The following is a 17,127-nucleotide window of genomic DNA, read 5'->3' on the forward strand; positions in this document are numbered from 1 at the left end:
GACTCCTTGTCTGGCGTGGATAGAGGAGCATCGAGTGTAACCGGCACGCCAGGCTGGCATGCAGGAAAGTGCAGCAGTCGCCTGGGGACTTTTCTCAAGCGACTGACGGGCGGCTTATTTCTGCTCGCTTTGCGGCGTCACCCTCAGCACTTCCTCGATGGTCGTCAGGCCGGCCGCGACCTTCTGCGCACCGGACAGCCGCAGGCTGCGCATGCCTTCCTTGAAGGCCTGGCGGCGCAGCGGGATGAGGTCGGTGTCGGCGGTGATCAGCTCCTTCAGCGATTCGCTCAGCAGCATGATCTCGTAGACCCCGGCGCGTCCCCGATAGCCAGTGTCGCGGCACTCCAGGCAACCCACCGCCTGGTGCGCGCCGGTGGGCAGCGGGGCGTTCCACGGGCGGGTGACTTCCTGCCAGTCCTCCTCGCGCAGCTCCATCGGCGCCTTGCAGTGCGGGCACAGGGTACGCACCAGGCGCTGGGCCATGACACCGAGCACGGTGGCGCGGATCAGGTAATAGGGCACGCCCAGTTCCAGCAGGCGGGTGATGGCAGTGGGCGAGTCGTTGGTGTGCAGGGTGGACAGCACCAGGTGGCCGGTGAGCGCCGCCTGGATCGCCATCTCGGCGGTCTCCAGGTCACGGATCTCGCCGACCATGATGATGTCCGGGTCCTGGCGCAGCAGGGCACGCACGCCGCTGGCGAAGGTCAGGTCGATGTTGTGCTGCACCTGCATCTGGTTGAACGAGGGCTCGATCATCTCGATCGGATCCTCGATGGTGCAGAGGTTCACCTCGTCGGTCGCCAGTTGTTTGAGCGTGGTGTAGAGCGTGGTGGTCTTGCCCGAACCCGTGGGGCCGGTGACGAGGATGATGCCGTTGGGCTGGCTGGTCATGCTCTCCCAGCGGCGCAGGTCGTCCGGGGAGAAGCCGAGTTGGTCGAAGGACTTGAGCAGTACCTCCGGGTCGAAGATGCGCATCACCATCTTCTCGCCGAAAGCCGTTGGCAGGGTCGACAGGCGCAGCTCCACCTCGGCGCCTTCCGGGGTCTTGGTCTTCACCCGGCCGTCCTGCGGCTTGCGCTTCTCGGCAACGTTCATGCGGCCCAGGGATTTCAGGCGGCTGACCACCGCCATGGTGACCTGCGGCGGAAACTGGTAGACGTTGTGCAGCACGCCGTCGATACGAAAGCGCACCGTGCCCTGCTCGCGGCGCGGCTCGATGTGGATGTCGCTGGCGCGCTGCTGGAAGGCGTACTGGAACAGCCAGTCGACGATGGTGACGATGTGCGCGTCGTTGGCATCGGGCTCCTGGTCGGTTGCGCCCAGGTTGAGCAACTGTTCGAAGTTGCCGACGCCGCTGATCTTCTGGTCCTTGGCGGTGGCGCCGCTGACCGATTTGGCCAGGCGGTAGAACTCCACGGTGAAGCGCTGGATGTCCACCGGGTTGGCCACCACGCGCTTGATCGGACGCTTGAGCACATGGGTGAGGTTGCTCTCCCAGGCGTGCACGAAGGGCTGCGCGCTGGCGATGGTGACCTCGTCCGGGCTCACCGCCACCGCGAGGATCTGGTGGCGCTGGGCGAAGGCGTAGGACATCAGCGGCGTCAGTGCGGCGACGTCGATCTTCAGCGGGTCGATGCGCTGGTAAGGCTGGCCGGAGAAGTCCGCCAGCCAGTGCACCAGGGTCTCCAGGTCCAGCTTGCGCCCCGGCCGCTGGCGGTCTTCCACTTGCTGCGCGGCAAGGAATTCCAGCGGGTGCTGCTGGTTCTTCACCGCGCTGCGGCGGATCGCCAGGCACTGTTCCGCGTCGTTCTGGTCGACGCGGCCCTGGGTGACCAGCTCGCGCAGGATATCGCCCAGGTCGAGCAGGCGATCCTGGGCGGATGGGGCAAAGACGGACATGCGGACTCCTGTTGGTCGTGGCGGGAGCGGCTTATCTGCAGAGCAAGCTCGCTCCTGCACAGAGCGGTGACGTGCCGCTCTACTGAAGGTTATTTCAAAAGCGCCTTCCACGGCTTGAGGGTCAGCACAGTATGAGCCTGGGCGGCGAGGGCATCCAGGCGCCCCTCGGCGTCGGGAGTGACGAGCAGCTCCTGCAGCTTGGCCAGTTCGCCGTACAGGCGGTCGGTTTCCGGCAGCTCCAGCACGCCGCGCGCCAGGCGCAGCCAGACCAGCATGCGCTGCAGTCGCGGCAACTGGTCGGCGAGCACTTCAGGTAGTTGCTGGGCGCGTTGCAGCGGCATGGCCTGGGCCTCTTCGGCCAGGGTGCGTTGCAGCCACTTGCCGACGGCGGAGCCGCCGAGGCGGTTGGCGCGGTCATTGCGCTCAAGGGTCCAGGCCTTGCCCAGCAGCCAGCGCGAGGTGCTCAGGGAGAACTGACCCCAACGCACGTTGGCCAGTTCCTCAAGGAAGGCGGCGGGCATCTGCTGGCGCACGGCATCGTCGTGGCGACCCTGTTCGATGCGCGGCTGCCAGTCGGCGATCAAGGCGTCGAGGGCTGCGCGCAGCTCGCGGGTGCTGGCGCGCGGTACGGCCTGGCCGAGGCTGCCGAGCAGGGCGCGCAGATCGACCAGCTGCTGCAGCCAGCTTTCCAGCAGACTCCAGTGGCCGTTGAAGCGGTACTGCTCGGCCAGGCGCTGGCTGCTGCCCAACAGCGACCAGGACAGTGCGGCGAAGGCGCCGTCCAGCGGGGTTTCGTGCAGCAGCTTCTGGGTGTCGGGCTGGATGCTGTAGCTGGCCGGGTCGAACAGGCGGTAGCCGCGCTCGGCCTTGCTGATGTCGCAGGGCATCAGCGCCAGGTCCGCGGCCAGTTCGATGGCCAGGTCCAGTAGCGCCTCGGGCTCGCCCTGGCGCAGTTCCAGTTCCAGCTCGCAGATTTCTTCTTCCTGCTTGCCGGCGACGACCTTGCCCAGGTCCAGCGCGGCCTCGATCACCACCTTGGCCTTGCCGCGGCCCCAGGCGATCTCGGCGCGCTGGCGGGTGAAGTCGGTGCTGAAGATCGGCTTCAGGCTCTTCTTGTCCAGGTCGGCCAGGGCGGCCGGCCAGCACTGGTCGTCGAGCTTCTTCAGGTCGAGCTTGTTCTTCTCCAGGTACCAGTCCCACTCGTTGCGCTCGGACAGGCCTGCCACACTCTGGCCACGGGTCTTCAGGGTCTGGATGAACTGCTCGCCGTCCTTGCGCATGCGCAGCGCCACGCGGGCGCGGGCCAGGTCGCGGGCGGGAGTGTCGTAGTACTGGTTGAACAGCTCGCGGGGCTCCCAGCCGGATTTGTTGCGCTTCTTCAGCGCCGGGTGCTCGCGCAGTGCTTCGAGGGTCTCGCGACTGGCGCGCAGTTTGATTTCGGTTTCTTTCTGCATGGCGGGGTCCGGTTCAGAGCGGTCGCGCCCGGTTCTTCGAGCGGCCTTGCGGGGGGCAGGGCGACGGGCGCAAAAAAAGACGTCAGAGCCATGCAGTTTACAGGACTTCGGCGTTCCTGCCGGGCGCCGCGAGGTTTTACCGCGCCGCTGCATGGTCCATAGTGGGGATAAATCTTCCGGAGGACGCCATGCCGTTGCCGCCGCTCAAACAACGCTTCGCACAGTTGATCGCGAGCCCGTCCGTCAGTTGCACCCAACCGGCCCTGGACCAGTCCAACCGCCCGGTGATCGAGCTGCTGGGCAACTGGCTGGTGGACCTGGGCTTCGCCTGCGAGATGCAGCCGGTGTCGCCGGGCAAGTTCAACCTGGTCGCCACCCTGGGCAGCGGCCCCGGCGGGCTGGTGCTGGCCGGGCACACCGATACCGTGCCCTACGACGAAGCCTTGTGGAAAAGCGACCCGTTGGGGTTGACCGAGCGCGACGGGCGCTGGTTCGGCCTGGGCTCCTGCGACATGAAGGGCTTCTTCGCCCTCGTCATCGAAGCCCTGCTGCCACTGCTGGAGCAGCCGTTCAAGCAGCCGCTGGTCATCCTCGCCACCTGCGACGAGGAAAGCTCCATGGCCGGCGCGCGCGCCCTGGCCGAGGCGGGCAGGCCGCTGGGCCGCGCGGCGGTGATCGGCGAACCGACCAATCTCAAGCCGATCCGCCTGCACAAGGGCGTGATGATGGAGCGCATCGACATTCTCGGGCAGAGCGGCCATTCCTCCGACCCGAGCCTTGGGCGCAGCGCGCTGGAGGCGATGCAGGCGGTGATGGGCGAGTTGCAGGGCCTGCGCAACCAATGGCAGCAGGAATTCAACAACCCGCAATTCAGCGTGCCGCAGCCGACCCTGAACCTGGGGTGCATCCACGGCGGCGACAACCCCAACCGCATCTGCGGCCAGTGCGCGCTGGAGTTCGACCTGCGCCCGCTGCCGGGCATGGCTCCGGAGGCTCTGCGCCAGGCCATTCGCGAGCGGCTCGGACCCATCGCCGAACGCCACGCGGTGAAGATCGACTACGCGCCGTTGTTCCCCGCCGTGCCGCCCTTCGAGGAACCGCAACAGAGCGAACTGGTGCGGCTGGCCGAAAGTCTGACCGGGCACACGGCACAAGCGGTAGCCTTTGGCACCGAAGCACCGTATCTTCAGCAGCTCGGCTGCCAGACCCTGGTGCTGGGCCCCGGCGATATCGCCTGCGCCCACCAGCCGGACGAACACCTCGAGCTCGACCGCATCGAGCCATGCGTGGACCTGCTGCGCGGACTGATCCGTCATTACTGTCTGTGAGACGGTTCCTGACGTCAGATACTGTTGATGAAGAGTTGCCTGTAGAGCGCCCCGACAACGGGCCCGACCTATCCAAGAGGAGAAACCTGTCGATGTTCCTGCGACGACGATAACCGCGCCGCCCCTGGCCGTGCTCCGGCCGCATCCGACAGATTTCCGCCCACTCGAACGACAGGCTTTTCAAGCAATGCACGACTACGTCAACTGGCTGCGCCACGCTTCGCCCTACATCAACTCGCACCGGGACTGCACCTTCGTGGTGATGCTCCCCGGCGAGGGCGTCGAAGACCCCAATTTCGGCAATATCGTCCACGACCTGGTGCTGCTGCACAGCCTGGGCGTGCGCCTGGTGCTGGTTCATGGTTCGCGCCCCCAGATCGAGGCGCGCCTGGCCTCCCACGGGCTGGCGCCACGCTTCCACCGTGGCCTGCGGGTTACCGATGCGCCGACCCTGGATTGCGTGATCGATGCCGTCGGCAGCCTGCGCATTTCCATCGAGGCGCGCCTGTCCATGGACATGGCCGCCTCGCCCATGCAGGGCTCGCGCCTGCGAGTGACTGCCGGCAACTTCGTCACTGCGCGGCCGATCGGCGTGGTCGACGGCATCGACTACCACCATACCGGCGAAGTGCGGCGTATCGACCGCAAGGGCATCAACCGCCAGCTCGACGAGCGCAGTATCGTGCTGCTCTCGCCGCTGGGCTATTCGCCCACCGGCGAAATCTTCAACCTCGCCTGCGAGGACGTGGCCATGCGCGCGGCCATCGACCTGGGCGCGGACAAGCTGATCCTGTATGGAGCCGAGCGCGGCCTGATGGACGACGCCGGCAAGCTGGTGCGCGAGTTGCGCCCGCAGCAGGTGCCGGCGCACCTGGAACGCCTGGGTGCGAGCTACCAGGGCGAGCTGCTGGATGCGGCTGCCCAGGCCTGCCGTGCGGGCGTGCGCCGCAGCCATATCGTCAGCTACACCGAAGACGGTTCGCTGCTCAGCGAACTCTTCACCCGCACCGGCAACGGCACGCTGGTGGCCCAGGAGCAATTCGAGCAACTGCGCGAAGCGGGGATCGAGGATGTCGGTGGACTGCTGGAACTGATCCGTCCGCTGGAGGAGCAGGGCATCCTGGTGCGCCGTTCCCGCGAGGTGCTGGAACGCGAGATCGAGCAGTTCAGCATCGTCGAACGCGAAGGGCTGATCATCGCGTGCGCGGCGCTGTATCCCATTGCCGATTCGGACTCGGGCGAGCTGGCTTGCCTGGCGGTGAACCCGGAGTATCGCCACGGCGGACGCGGTGACGACCTGCTGGAGCGCATCGAGCAGCGCGCGCGCAACCTCGGCCTGAAGACGCTCTACGTCCTCACCACCCGTACCGCCCACTGGTTCCGCGAACGCGGCTTCCAGCCCAGCAGCGTGGAGCGCCTGCCGGCGGCGCGGGCGTCGCTGTACAACTACCAGCGAAATTCCCAGGTCTTCGAGAAGAGCCTCTGAATGACATCGCGGCGACCTAGGTCGCCGCGGTGCTGTCTCAGACGCTGATCAGGCCGAGGATGCTCGCCTGGTAAGCGGCGACGAAGGTGTCGAAATCGCCCTCGGGCTGCTTCTCCAGCTCCGCCTGTTCGGCCAGGGATTCGCTGGCCATGCCTTCGAAGCGCGCTTGCTCGTCAGCGGACAGCGGTTCGCTGTGCAGCGTCTCGGCGTGCTGTCGGCTGTAGCGCAGGGCGAAGGCTTCGAAGCTCTCGCCACGCTCGCGCATTTCCGCCAGGACTTTCGCCGAAGGCGTCAGGTCCGAATCGGCTACCTTGGCGCGCTGCTCGGCCAGGCTCTGCGCGTGCAGGCTGCTGCCGTTGGCACGGTCGAGCAGGTCGATGATCGGCGCGATGGCGTCGAGCAGGGCGTCGGCCCACGTCTTCATTTCGATCTGCTGGCCGCCGCGTTCCAGTTTCAGGCCCGGACGGCGACCTTCCTTGACCACCTTGAGGAAGTTGCTGGTGGCCGAGCCGCACTCGCAACCACCCAGCGGCGGGCTGTCGGAGAGCGCGCAGTAGAGCAGGAAGGCGTCGAGGAAGCGCGCCTCGGTGACGTCGATGCCCAGTGGCAGGAACGGGTTTATGTCCAGGCAGCGCGCCTCGACGTACTGCACGCCACGGGCCATCAACGCCTGGATTGGGCGCTCGCCGGTGTAGGTGACGCGTTTGGGGCGGATGCTCGAGTAGTACTCGTTCTCGATCTGCAGGATGTTGGTGTTGAGCTGCACCCACTCGCCATCGACCTTGGTGCCGACCTTCTCGTACGGCGCATAGGGCGTGCTGACTGCGCGGCGCAGGCTGTCGATGTAGCTGTCCAGGTCGTTGTAGCAGGGCGTCAGGCCGGCCTGGGCGTTGTTCTGGTAGCCCAGGTCGCTCATGCGCAGGCTGGTGGCGTAGGGCAGGTAGAGCGTGTGCTCGTCGAAGGCTTCCAGGCCGTGCGGGCGGCCGCGCAGGAAGCCGGCGTCGAGTGCCGGGGATGCGCCGAACAGGTACATCAGCAGCCAGCTGTAGCGGCGGAAGTTTCGGATCATCGCGATGTAGCGGTGCGACTGGAAGTCCCGCGCGCTCTTTTCGCTGCCTTCTTCCTCGCGCAGCAGCTCCCAGATGCCTTCGGGCAGGGAGAAGTTGTAGTGGATGCCGGCGATGCATTGCATGGTCTTGCCGTAGCGCAGGGCCAGGCCCTTGCGGTAGACGTATTTCAGGCGGCCGATGTGCGAGCTGCCGTAGCGGGCGATCGGGATGGTCTCCTCATCCGGCAGCTCGCAGGGCATGGACGGGCTCCACAGGTATTCACCGTCGAGCTTGCCGCTGGCGAAGCGGTGGATTTCACCCAGTTCGTGCAGGGTCTCTTCGACGCTGGTGGAGGTCGGGGTGATGAACTCCAGCAGCGACTCGGAATAATCCGTGGTGATCTGCGGGTTGGTCAGCGCCGAGCCCAGGGCACGCGGGTGCGGGGTCAGGGCGAGCTTGCCGCGTTCATCGACGCGCAGGCATTCGCGCTCGATACCGTGCAGGCACTGGGTGAGCAGGGACAGGTTGGCGGCATCGCCAAGCAGGGCCAGGCGGCGGGAGAGTTGGTCGCTCAAGTTGGAAGTCCTTCACACGGCAATCGCCCCACTATGGGGGTGGACTGGGCGGTCTACAAGGGGAGAACAACCGGCGTGGTCGCCTGGCTTTATCGAGGCGCTGCGCCGGCGCCCGCAAATCCTGGGCTCCGGCGTACAGCATAGGTCAGTTGTCGCGGTGCGAATTACAGCTGGGCGAAGGTGCCTTGTCCCTTGGCGACCAGCTTGTCGCCCTGGTGGATGTCGGCCTCCACCACCAGCGAGCGGCGCCCGGCGTGCAGGACTTTCGCCACACAACGCACTTCGCCCTCGGCGACCGCGCGGATGTAGTTGATCTTGCATTCCAGGGTGACGCTCTGCCGGTCGAAACCATGGGCGCTGGAGCAGGCCAGGCCCATGGTCATGTCCATCAGCGTGAAGAGCGCGCCGCCGTGCATGACGTTGCCGCGATTGTGCAGGTGCTCTGCCATCGGCAGCAGCACCTCGGCTTCGCCGTCGGCGACACGGATCGGCTGCACGCCGATGGTTTCGCTGAAGCGGCTGATCATCAGCTCGCGGGCGGGCATCTCGCTCATGGACCTTCCTTACTTCTTCTTCAGTTGCTTGGCGTTGGCGAACAGGGAGGCCATCGCGTTGTTCGCCGGTGCCTTCTCCTGCTGGCGCGGGGCAGCGCTGCGCTCACCGCGCGGCGCGCCGTTGCCGGGACGACCGCCGCCACGCGGACCGTCGACTTTTTCGCCGGGGGTATCGCCCATGCGCATGGACAGGCCGACGCGGTTGCGCGGAATGTCCACTTCCATGACCTTCACCTTGACGATGTCGCCGGCCTTGACCACTTCGTACGGGTCCTTGACGAACTTCTCCGACAGCGCGGAGATGTGCACCAGGCCGTCCTGGTGGACGCCGATGTCAACGAAGGCACCAAAGTTGGTGACGTTGGTCACCACGCCTTCGAGCACCATGCCGGGGGCGAGGTCCTTCAGGCTCTCGACGCCGTCCTGGAACTCGGCGGTCTTGAACTCCGGGCGCGGGTCGCGGCCAGGTTTGTCCAGTTCCTTGAGAATGTCGGTGACGGTCGGCAGGCCAAACTGCTCGTCGGTGAACTTCTTCGGGTCCAGGCGCTTGAGGAAACTCGAGTCGCCGATCAGCGAGCGCACGTCGCGGCCGGTATCGGCGGCGATGCGTTGCACCAGCGGGTAGGTTTCCGGGTGCACCGCGGAGGCATCCAGCGGATTGTCGCCGTTCATCACGCGGAGGAAGCCGGCGGCCTGCTCGAAGGTTTTCTCGCCCAGGCGGCTGACTTTCTTCAGCTCGTCACGGGTCTTGAAGGCGCCGTTGGCGTCGCGGTGCGAGACGATGTTCTGCGCCAGTGTGCTGTTGAGGCCGGAGATGCGCGCCAGCAGGGCGGCGGACGCAGTATTCACATCCACGCCGACGGCGTTCACGCAGTCTTCCACCACGGCGTCCAGGCTGCGCGCGAGCTGCAGCTGGGACACATCGTGCTGGTATTGGCCGACGCCGATGGATTTCGGCTCGATCTTCACCAGTTCGGCCAGCGGGTCCTGCAGACGTCGGGCGATGGACACGGCGCCGCGCAGCGAGACGTCCAGCTCCGGGAATTCCTTGGCGGCCAGCTCGGAGGCCGAGTACACCGAGGCGCCGGCCTCGCTGACCATGATCTTGGTGCACCTGAGCGCCGGGTACTTCTTGATCAGCTCGGCGGCCAGCTTGTCGGTCTCGCGGCTGGCGGTGCCGTTGCCGATGGCGATCAGCTCCACCTGATGCTTGGCGCACAGGGCGGCGAGCACCGCGATGGTCTGGTCCCACTGGTTCTTCGGCGCGTGCGGGTAAACGGTGGCGGTGTCCAGCAGCTTGCCGGTGCCGTCGACCACGGCGACCTTCACGCCGGTGCGCAGGCCCGGGTCGAGGCCCAGGGTGGCGCGCGGGCCGGCCGGAGCGGCCAGCAGCAGGTCGTGCAGGTTGCGCGCGAAGACGTTGATCGCCTCGGCGTCGGCGCCGTCGCGCAGCTCGCCCAGCAGGTCGGTTTCCAGGTGGGTGTAGAGCTTGACCTTCCAGGTCCAGCGCACTACTTCGGCCAGCCACTTGTCAGCGGGGCGGCCCTGGTTGGAGACGCCGAACCGCTCGCCGATCATGACCTCGCAAGGATGCGAGGTGCCCGGCAGTTCCTCGCCGACCTTCAGGGCGACGCTCAGGATACCTTCGTTGCGGCCACGGAAGATCGCCAGGGCGCGGTGCGACGGGGCGCTCTTCAGCGGCTCGTCGTGCTCGAAGTAGTCGCTGAACTTGGCGCCTTCTGTTTCCTTGCCCGGCACCACGCGCGCGGTGAGGGTGGCGTTGTCCTTGAGGAAGCCGCGCAGACGGTCCAGCAGGGTGGCGTCCTCGGCGAAGCGCTCCATCAGGATGTACTTGGCGCCTTCGAGTACGGCGCGGGTGTCGGCGAAGCCTTTCTCGGCATCGACGAAGCGTGCGGCTTCGGTTTCCGGGGCCAGGCCCGGGTCATTGAACAGCGCGTCGGCCAGCTCGCCCAGGCCGGCTTCCAGGGCGATCTGGCCCTTGGTGCGGCGCTTCTGCTTATAGGGCAGGTAGAGGTCTTCGAGGCGGGTCTTGGTGTCGGCGAGCTTGATCTCGCGGGCCAGTTCCGGGGTCAGCTTGCCCTGTTCCTCGATGCTGGCGAGGATCGCGCCACGGCGGTCTTCCAGCTCGCGCAGGTAACGCAGGCGCTCTTCGAGCATGCGCAGCTGGGTGTCGTCCAGGCTGCCGGTGACTTCTTTCCGGTAACGGGCGATGAAGGGAACGGTGGAGCCTTCATCGAGCAGGGCGACGGCAGCGGCGACCTGCTCCGGTTGAACGCGGCCGGAGGGCAGTGCGGAAAGCTCTTCGGCGATACGGGTGTTGATGCTGTCCATAAATCCACCTGACAAACCAATCGAAAACGGGACGCATGATCTGCTGCGCTAGCGCGCAGGATCATCAAAAGCTCCATGACAGAGCGCCAATGCCGGGCTTCCCGGTCATTCGACAGGCCCTGTGACAACGCCCCGCCGCAAAAGCGCCGCATTATACCCACGACAATTTCACCGGGCGCGCGACTGGTCGGGGAAAAATCTGCTAACAATGGACAGGCCGTGATGCGCGGCTGCTGGGCGATAATGCCCGCCGAATCAGATTCTGGGAGTTTCCATGAGCAACGCTGCCACCCTGCCGGAAGGCGAAAAGATCCTCGTGGTCGATGACGACGCGCGCCTGCGTCGTCTGCTGGAACGCTTCCTCGATGAGCAGGGTTACCGTGTCCGCGCCGTCGAAAACACCGAGCAGATGGACCGCCTGCTGGCCCGCGAGCTGTTCCAGCTGGTGGTGCTGGACCTGATGATGCCCGGCGAGGATGGCCTCTCCGCGTGCAAGCGCCTGCGCGAGTCGAACAACCAGATCCCGATCATCATGCTCACCGCCAAGGGCGACGAATCCAGCCGTATCTCCGGCCTCGAACAGGGCGCCGACGACTACCTGGCCAAGCCCTTCAACCCGCGCGAGCTGCTGGCGCGGATCAAGGCCGTGCTGCGCCGCCAGGCGCCGCTGGTTCCGGGCGCGCCGGCAGGCGAGGACGAGGTCGTCACCTTCGGCGACTACGAACTGCACCTGGCCACCCGCGAGCTGAAGAAGGGCGAGGAAGTGCACATGCTCACCACCGGTGAGTTCGCCGTGCTCAAGGCCCTGGTGCAGCACGCCCGCGAGCCGCTGACCCGCGACAAGCTGATGAACCTGGCCCGCGGCCGCGAGTGGGACGCCCTGGAACGCTCCATCGACGTGCAGATTTCCCGCCTGCGCCGACTGATCGAGCCCGACCCGTCCAAGCCGCGCTACATCCAGACCGTCTGGGGCGTGGGCTACGTGTTCGTGCCGGATGGCGCGGCGCGCAAGTGATCCCGTCCCGCAGGGGAGAGAAAAGAACGTACGCTGACTGCAGAGGCTCTGGTCGGCAGCCCTCTCCCCCGCCCTCTCCCTGAAGGGAGAGGGAGTTGTATGTGCCGGCTGACGCCAAGGTTTCATCCTGCACCGTTCCAGTCCCCTCTCCCTTCAGGGAGAGGGTTAGGGAGAGGGGCCTTTGCCTGGTCCCGTTTGCGAGCAAAATTCGGACGCCGCCTTCGCTCCTACCATTCGTGCTTCCTGGTAACTCCCCCTTGAAAACACCCCTCTGGTTCCCGCAAAGCTTCTTCGCCCGCACCCTCTGGCTGGTGCTCATCGTCGTGCTGTTCTCCAAGGCGCTGACCCTGGTCTACCTGCTGATGAACGAAGACATGCTGGTCGATCGCCAGTACAGCCACGGCGCGGCGCTGACCGTGCGTGCGTACTGGGCGGCGGACGAGAAGTCCCGCGAGGCCATCGCCCAGTCCGCCGGGCTGAAGTGGGCGCCCCACGAGCAGGGACAACCGGAGGAAGTGCACTGGCCATACACGGAAATCTTCCAGCGGCAGATGCGCATGGAGCTGGGCATCGACACCGAGACCCGCCTGCGCATCCACCATCCGTCGATGCTCTGGGTGCGCGCACCGACCCTGGGCGACGGCTGGATCGGCGTGCCGCTCTACCCGCACCCCTTGCGCGGCCAGCAGATATGGAGCGTGCTGGGCTGGTTCCTCGGCATTGGCCTGTTGTCCACTGCGGCCGCCTGGATCTTCGTGCGGCAACTCAGCCAGCCGCTCAAGCGCCTGGTCTTCGCTTCCCGCGAGTTCGGCAAGGGGCGCAGCGTGCGCCTGCCGCTGGGGCAGGAAACCCCCAGCGAGATGGCCGAGGTGTACCGCGCCTTCAACCAGATGGCCGACGATGTGGAGCAGGCCGGGCGTGAGCGCGAGCTGATGCTCGCCGGTGTCTCCCATGACCTGCGCACGCCGCTGACGCGGCTGCGCCTGTCGCTGGAACTGATGCCCGAAAGCGACCGCGAGATGGTCGAGGACATGGTCCGTGACATCGAGGACATGGACGCGATTCTCGACCAGTTCCTTGCCTTCATCCGTGATGGCCGCGACGAACCCGTGGAGGAGGGCGACCTCGCCGACCTGATCCGCGAAGTGGCCGATGCCTTCAACCAGACCGGCAACCGCGTGCGCCTGTGCCTGGAGACCCTGCCGCTGTTCCGCTTCCGCCGGGTGTCGATCAAGCGCCTGCTGGGCAACCTGATCGAGAACGGCCTCAACCACGGCGGTGGCAAGGTCGAAGTGGCGGCTCACGTGGCCGGCGGCGGCGGTGCGCCCTACGTGGTGCTGAGCGTGCTGGACCGAGGCGCCGGAGTTGACCCGCAGGAGCTGGAAAACATCTTCAATCCGTTCTTCCGCGGCGACAAGGCCCGTGGCGGCAAGGGCACCGGCCTGGGGCTGGCCATCGTCAAGCGCATCGCCGAACAGCACGGCGGTAGCATCGAACTGCGCAACCGCGAGGGCGGTGGCGTGGAAGCGCGTGTCTGCCTGCCGCTCGGCCTGCTGCTACCGCGCAACGCGCATTAATCCCAGCGCAGACTCTTGCCTTCCAGCACCGCCTGGCGCCCATAGGGCCAGGCGCGGTTCTGCGCGCCGTGGCCGCTGGGCAGGCCGTGATAGAGCGGCACGCCCGCCTGCGCGGCATACTCGGCGAAGATGTCTTCCAGGCTGTGGGCCACGCCCTTGCGCGGGCAGTCGGTGAAGGTGCCCAGGCAGATGGCGCCCAGGCGTGCGCCGTCCAGGCTGTTCAGCAGCTGCCACAGGCTGCGCTCGATGCGGTAGTAGGGCTCGCCGACGTCTTCGAGGATCAGGATCGCGCCGTCGGGCGCGTACAGCGCGCCTTCGGTGCCGGCCATGCAGGCCAGCGCGGTGAGGTTGCCGCCGATCAGTTCGCCATTCACTGCCGCCTTCGGCCCCGCCAGATGCTGCACCGCCAGTTTGCCGGGAGCGCCAGCCAGTACGTGGCTGATCGAGGCCAGCGAAGCCAGGCGCTCACGCTGCTCGCTGGGCACGCTCAGCGGTTGCAGGCCCAGCCCGCTGGCGACCATGCCGTGGATCGCCGGCAGGCCCTGGCGGTGGAAGGCGCTGAGGAGGATAGAGATGTCCGAGTAGCCGATCAGCGGGCGCGGCGAGGCGGCCTTCAGGCGCTGCCAGTCGAGTTGCGGGATGAGTTGTCCACAGCCGTAGCCGCCGCGCAGGCACCAGACGGCGCTGACGCCTTCCAGCTCGAAGGCGGCGTGGAAGTCTTCCAGGCGTTGCTGCGGCGTGCCGGCCAGGTAGCGGTAGCGGGCGTCGGCGTGCTGGCCCAGGTGGTAGTCGATGCCCTGCACCTCCAACTGGCGCAAGGTGGCTTCCAGCACTTCTTCGGCAATGGCGGACGCCGGTGCAACGAGGGCGACGCGGCCTTCGATGGGCGACCATTTGAGTTCGGCGTGGGGGCGGGCGGGGGGCATTGGAACATCCGATAGCGGTGGAGAGACCCTGTAGGAGTGAGCTTGCTCGCGAAGGGTTCAGTGTGGCAACGATGGCGGAAGGTTCGCTCCCGCAGGGCGAATAAAGCGGAACGCTTTATCCGCCGTGATACGCAGGGAGCGAGGCGGTTCGCGAGCAAGCTCGCTCCTGCATGAAACGGGAGCCCGGCTCACCCCTTGCCTTTGGTTCTGGCCAGGTGCGGCCCGCCATTCTTCTCCAGGTACTCGATGATCACCCCGGCGATGTCCTTGCCGGTGGTGGTCTCGATGCCTTCCAGGCCCGGCGAGGAGTTCACCTCCATCACCAGCGGCCCGTGGTTGGAGCGCAGGATGTCGACGCCAGCGACGTGCAGGCCCATCACCTTGGCGGCGCGAATGGCGGTCATGCGCTCTTCCGGGGTGATCTTGATCAGGCTGGCGCTGCCGCCGCGGTGCAGGTTGGAGCGGAACTCGCCGACCGCGGCCTGGCGCTTCATCGAGGCGATCACCTTGTCGCCGACCACGAAGCAGCGGATGTCGGCGCCGCCGGCTTCCTTGATGTACTCCTGCACCATGATGTTGTGCTTGAGCCCCATGAAGGCCTCCAGCACGGATTCGGCGGCCTTCTCCGTCTCGCAGAGCACCACGCCGATGCCCTGGGTGCCTTCCAGCAGCTTGATCACCAGCGGCGCGCCGCCCACCATTTCGATCAGGTCCGGCACGTCATCGGGGGAGTGGGCGAAGCCGGTCACCGGCAGGCCGATGCCCTTGCGCGAGAGCAGTTGCAGCGAGCGCAGCTTGTCGCGGGAGCGGGCAATGGCCACCGATTCGTTGAGGGGAAAGACGCCCATCATCTCGAACTGGCGCAGCACGGCGCAGCCATAGAAGGTCACCGAGGCGCCGATGCGCGGGATCACCGCGTCGAAACCTTCCAGCGGCTTGCCGCGGTAATGGATCTGCGGCTTGTGGCTGGCGATGTTCATGTAGGCGCGGAGGGTGTCGATCACCACCATCTCGTGGCCGCGTTGCTGCCCGGCCTCCACCAGCCGACGGGTGGAATACAGGCGCGGATTGCGCGACAGCACAGCAATTTTCATTGATCACCTGGAAGGGTGGCGGGAACCATGATGAGGGGTTTGTCTTGCACGTAGGTGAGGCCCGGGTTGACTACCAGCTGGCCCTGCACCAGGGCCTTGGAGCCCAGCAGCACGCGGTAGCGCATGGTCTTGCGGCAGGCCAGGGTGAATTCCACCGACCAGGCGCGGTCGCCCAGGGCCAGCAGGGTGCGGATCACATAGCGGGTCTGGGCCTGGCCGTTGGAGCTCTTGATGGTTTTCATCGTCACCACCGGCGCTTCGCAGCGATGGCGACGCTGCACCTGGGTGCCCAGGTGGGCGACGAAACGCACCCAGTCCTGACCGTCGCGCTGGAACGGCACGATGTCGCTGGCATGCAGGCTGGAGGTACTGGCGCCGGTGTCGATCTTCGCGCGCAGGCCGACCATGCCCAGTTCGGGCAGGGCGATCCATTCGCGCAGACCAATTACCGACAGCTGGTCGAAAGTCTTCAAGGCTGGTGTCCCCGGCGTTTGCCGGCATTCTAGTCAGGCCGCCTGTGCCCCGCCAGCGGGGCGCGGGGTACACTCTCAGACCCGCATGACGAGGTTGTGAAGTGAGCGAAAAAGACGACGACAAGGTCCGCCTGGACAAGTGGCTGTGGGCGGCGCGCTTCTACAAGACCCGCTCCCTGGCCAAGGACGCCATCGAGGGCGGCAAGGTGCATTGCCGGGGCGAACGCTGCAAGCCGGGCAAGGAGCCGAAGGTCGGCGAGGAGTATGTGATCCGCACCGGCTTCGACGAGCGCACCGTGGTGGTGAAGGCGCTGTCGATGGTGCGCCGTGGCGCGCCCGAGGCGCAGTTGCTCTATGAAGAGACCGCCGACAGTGTGAAGCGTCGCGAGGATGCTTCGGCCATGCGCAAAGCGGGGGCGCTGGGCGTGCAGACCGACGGGCGGCCGACCAAGAAGCAGCGCCGCCAGCTGTTCAGCTTCCGCGATCAGGAGTGAGCGGCCGGCGAGGACGGCTGGCGCCTCGCCGGGCGGGCGTCAGGCCGTGACGACGCTCAGGCGGTTGACCAGCGGAATCTTCGCGGCCAGGCGGAACAGCGGATCGGTCCAACGCACCAGGGCGGCGCTGCCGACGGCGGCGAACGGCGTGAAGCAGCTCCAGGCCAGGGCCACCAGCGCCATTTGCACGCCGCCGATGTAGTCGTCCTGCCCCCAGTGCGCGCCGGCCACCAGGCGCGGCAGCATGAACAGCAGCGCCAGGCCCCAGATCACCACCCACTGCAGGGCGTTGCGGGCGAACAGGGTGAGGAACAGCGCCCAGATCAACAGCACCGAGGCGTGGTCACCGGGGAAGCTGCGAGCGGATTCGTCCTTCACCTCGAACACGGTGTTCTGCCACTGCGGGTAGAAATTCTCCAGACGCACGGCGTCCGGCGCAACGGCCGAGATACTCGCGTGCTGCCAGCCCAGCTTGTGGGCAATCTTGGCGTAGAGGATGCGCACCACCACCAGCACCACGGCCGCACATAAAAAGCCGAAGGTCGCCGCGCGGACCTGGGTGGCCTTGAAGATCCAATCGCCACGGATCAGCAGCAGCAGCAGGATCACGCCCACCAGCAGGTCGAATGGTCGGGTGCTCGCCACCGCCCAGGTCAGGCGCCAGGCTTCGTGGGTTGCCAGTGGCTGGTTGAGCAGGCTGAACAGACTGAAATCGAACAGGTCCATCGCGCTGCGAGCGGGCTCCCAGAGCCATAGCAGGAGCAGGACGATCGCCAGCAGATGACAGGCGATGAAGGGCTTCCAGGACCAGGTGGCTTGGAACGGCGTGGTTTTGTCCATAAAATCGATAC

At 66.5% G+C, this 17,127-nt stretch carries 14 protein-coding genes; 5 read left to right on the forward strand and 9 right to left on the reverse strand.

Annotated elements, in window-relative coordinates:
* Window positions 1-114: 114 nt before the first annotated feature.
* Window positions 115-1,899 carry a GspE/PulE family protein gene (locus C167_RS0123985; protein WP_017520851.1) on the reverse strand — a complete coding sequence of 595 codons (1,785 nt, stop codon included), beginning with the start codon at window positions 1,897-1,899 and terminating at the stop codon, window positions 115-117.
* A gap of 89 nt (window positions 1,900-1,988) precedes the next feature.
* A complete protein-coding gene (locus C167_RS0123990) occupies window positions 1,989-3,353 on the reverse strand; it encodes an inorganic triphosphatase (protein ID WP_017520852.1) in 1,365 nt (454 codons plus the stop codon).
* Window positions 3,354-3,541: 188 nt separating this feature from the next.
* Between C167_RS0123990 and argE the strand changes: the two genes are divergently transcribed.
* Both argE and argA read left to right on the forward strand, forming a co-directional pair.
* A complete protein-coding gene (gene argE / locus C167_RS0123995; RefSeq protein ID WP_017520853.1) occupies window positions 3,542-4,681 on the forward strand; it encodes an acetylornithine deacetylase in 1,140 nt (379 codons plus the stop codon).
* Window positions 4,682-4,868: 187 nt separating this feature from the next.
* Window positions 4,869-6,167, forward strand: a complete 1,299-nt coding sequence (argA, locus tag C167_RS0124000; RefSeq protein WP_017520854.1) for an amino-acid N-acetyltransferase — start codon at window positions 4,869-4,871, stop codon at window positions 6,165-6,167.
* Window positions 6,168-6,204: 37 nt separating this feature from the next.
* Here argA and gshA read toward each other — a convergent pair whose 3' ends face one another.
* The 3 genes from gshA to C167_RS0124015 form a co-directional block, all read right to left on the reverse strand.
* Window positions 6,205-7,791, reverse strand: coding sequence for a glutamate--cysteine ligase (gene gshA, locus C167_RS0124005; protein WP_017520855.1), 1,587 nt, complete (start codon window positions 7,789-7,791; stop codon window positions 6,205-6,207).
* Between the two features lie 164 nt (window positions 7,792-7,955).
* On the reverse strand, window positions 7,956-8,318 hold the full coding sequence (locus C167_RS32910) for a PaaI family thioesterase (RefSeq protein WP_416774643.1): 363 nt from the start codon (window positions 8,316-8,318) through the stop codon (window positions 7,956-7,958).
* Between the two features lie 36 nt (window positions 8,319-8,354).
* Complete coding sequence (locus C167_RS0124015; protein ID WP_017520857.1) at window positions 8,355-10,697, reverse strand: Tex family protein; 2,343 nt, start codon at window positions 10,695-10,697, stop codon at window positions 8,355-8,357.
* A 274-nt stretch (window positions 10,698-10,971) separates the two neighbouring features.
* Between C167_RS0124015 and ompR the strand changes: the two genes are divergently transcribed.
* Both ompR and C167_RS0124025 read left to right on the forward strand, forming a co-directional pair.
* Window positions 10,972-11,712, forward strand: a complete 741-nt coding sequence (gene ompR, locus C167_RS0124020) for a two-component system response regulator OmpR (RefSeq protein ID WP_017520858.1) — start codon at window positions 10,972-10,974, stop codon at window positions 11,710-11,712.
* Between the two features lie 257 nt (window positions 11,713-11,969).
* A complete protein-coding gene (locus tag C167_RS0124025; RefSeq protein WP_017520859.1) occupies window positions 11,970-13,289 on the forward strand; it encodes an ATP-binding protein in 1,320 nt (439 codons plus the stop codon).
* On the opposite strand, the gene C167_RS0124030 is transcribed toward C167_RS0124025, so the two are convergent.
* From C167_RS0124030 to C167_RS0124040, 3 genes are all read right to left on the reverse strand, one after another.
* Window positions 13,286-14,215: a S66 peptidase family protein gene (locus C167_RS0124030; RefSeq protein WP_017520860.1), complete on the reverse strand. Its 930-nt coding sequence runs from the start codon at window positions 14,213-14,215 to the stop codon at window positions 13,286-13,288. The genes C167_RS0124025 and C167_RS0124030 overlap by 4 nt on opposite strands.
* 188 nt (window positions 14,216-14,403) lie before the next feature.
* On the reverse strand, window positions 14,404-15,309 hold the full coding sequence (gene rimK, locus C167_RS0124035; protein ID WP_017520861.1) for a 30S ribosomal protein S6--L-glutamate ligase: 906 nt from the start codon (window positions 15,307-15,309) through the stop codon (window positions 14,404-14,406).
* Entirely contained in the window at window positions 15,306-15,749 is a 444-nt protein-coding gene (locus C167_RS0124040; protein ID WP_268744101.1) for an ATP-dependent zinc protease, read from the reverse strand. Before C167_RS0124040 ends, rimK begins: the two co-directional genes overlap by 4 nt.
* A gap of 134 nt (window positions 15,750-15,883) precedes the next feature.
* Between C167_RS0124040 and C167_RS0124045 the strand changes: the two genes are divergently transcribed.
* Window positions 15,884-16,276, forward strand: coding sequence for an RNA-binding S4 domain-containing protein (locus tag C167_RS0124045; protein ID WP_017520863.1), 393 nt, complete (start codon window positions 15,884-15,886; stop codon window positions 16,274-16,276).
* Window positions 16,277-16,315: 39 nt separating this feature from the next.
* Here the strand turns inward: C167_RS0124045 and C167_RS0124050 are convergent, their stop codons facing one another.
* A complete protein-coding gene (locus C167_RS0124050) occupies window positions 16,316-17,116 on the reverse strand; it encodes a phosphatase PAP2 family protein (RefSeq protein ID WP_017520864.1) in 801 nt (266 codons plus the stop codon).
* Between the last annotated feature and the right edge of the window lie 11 nt (window positions 17,117-17,127).

Origin of the sequence: Pseudomonas nitroreducens TX1 (genome assembly GCF_000313755.1) — a bacterium.
In the GTDB taxonomy this organism is placed as follows: Bacteria; Pseudomonadota; Gammaproteobacteria; order Pseudomonadales; family Pseudomonadaceae; genus Pseudomonas; species Pseudomonas nitroreducens_A.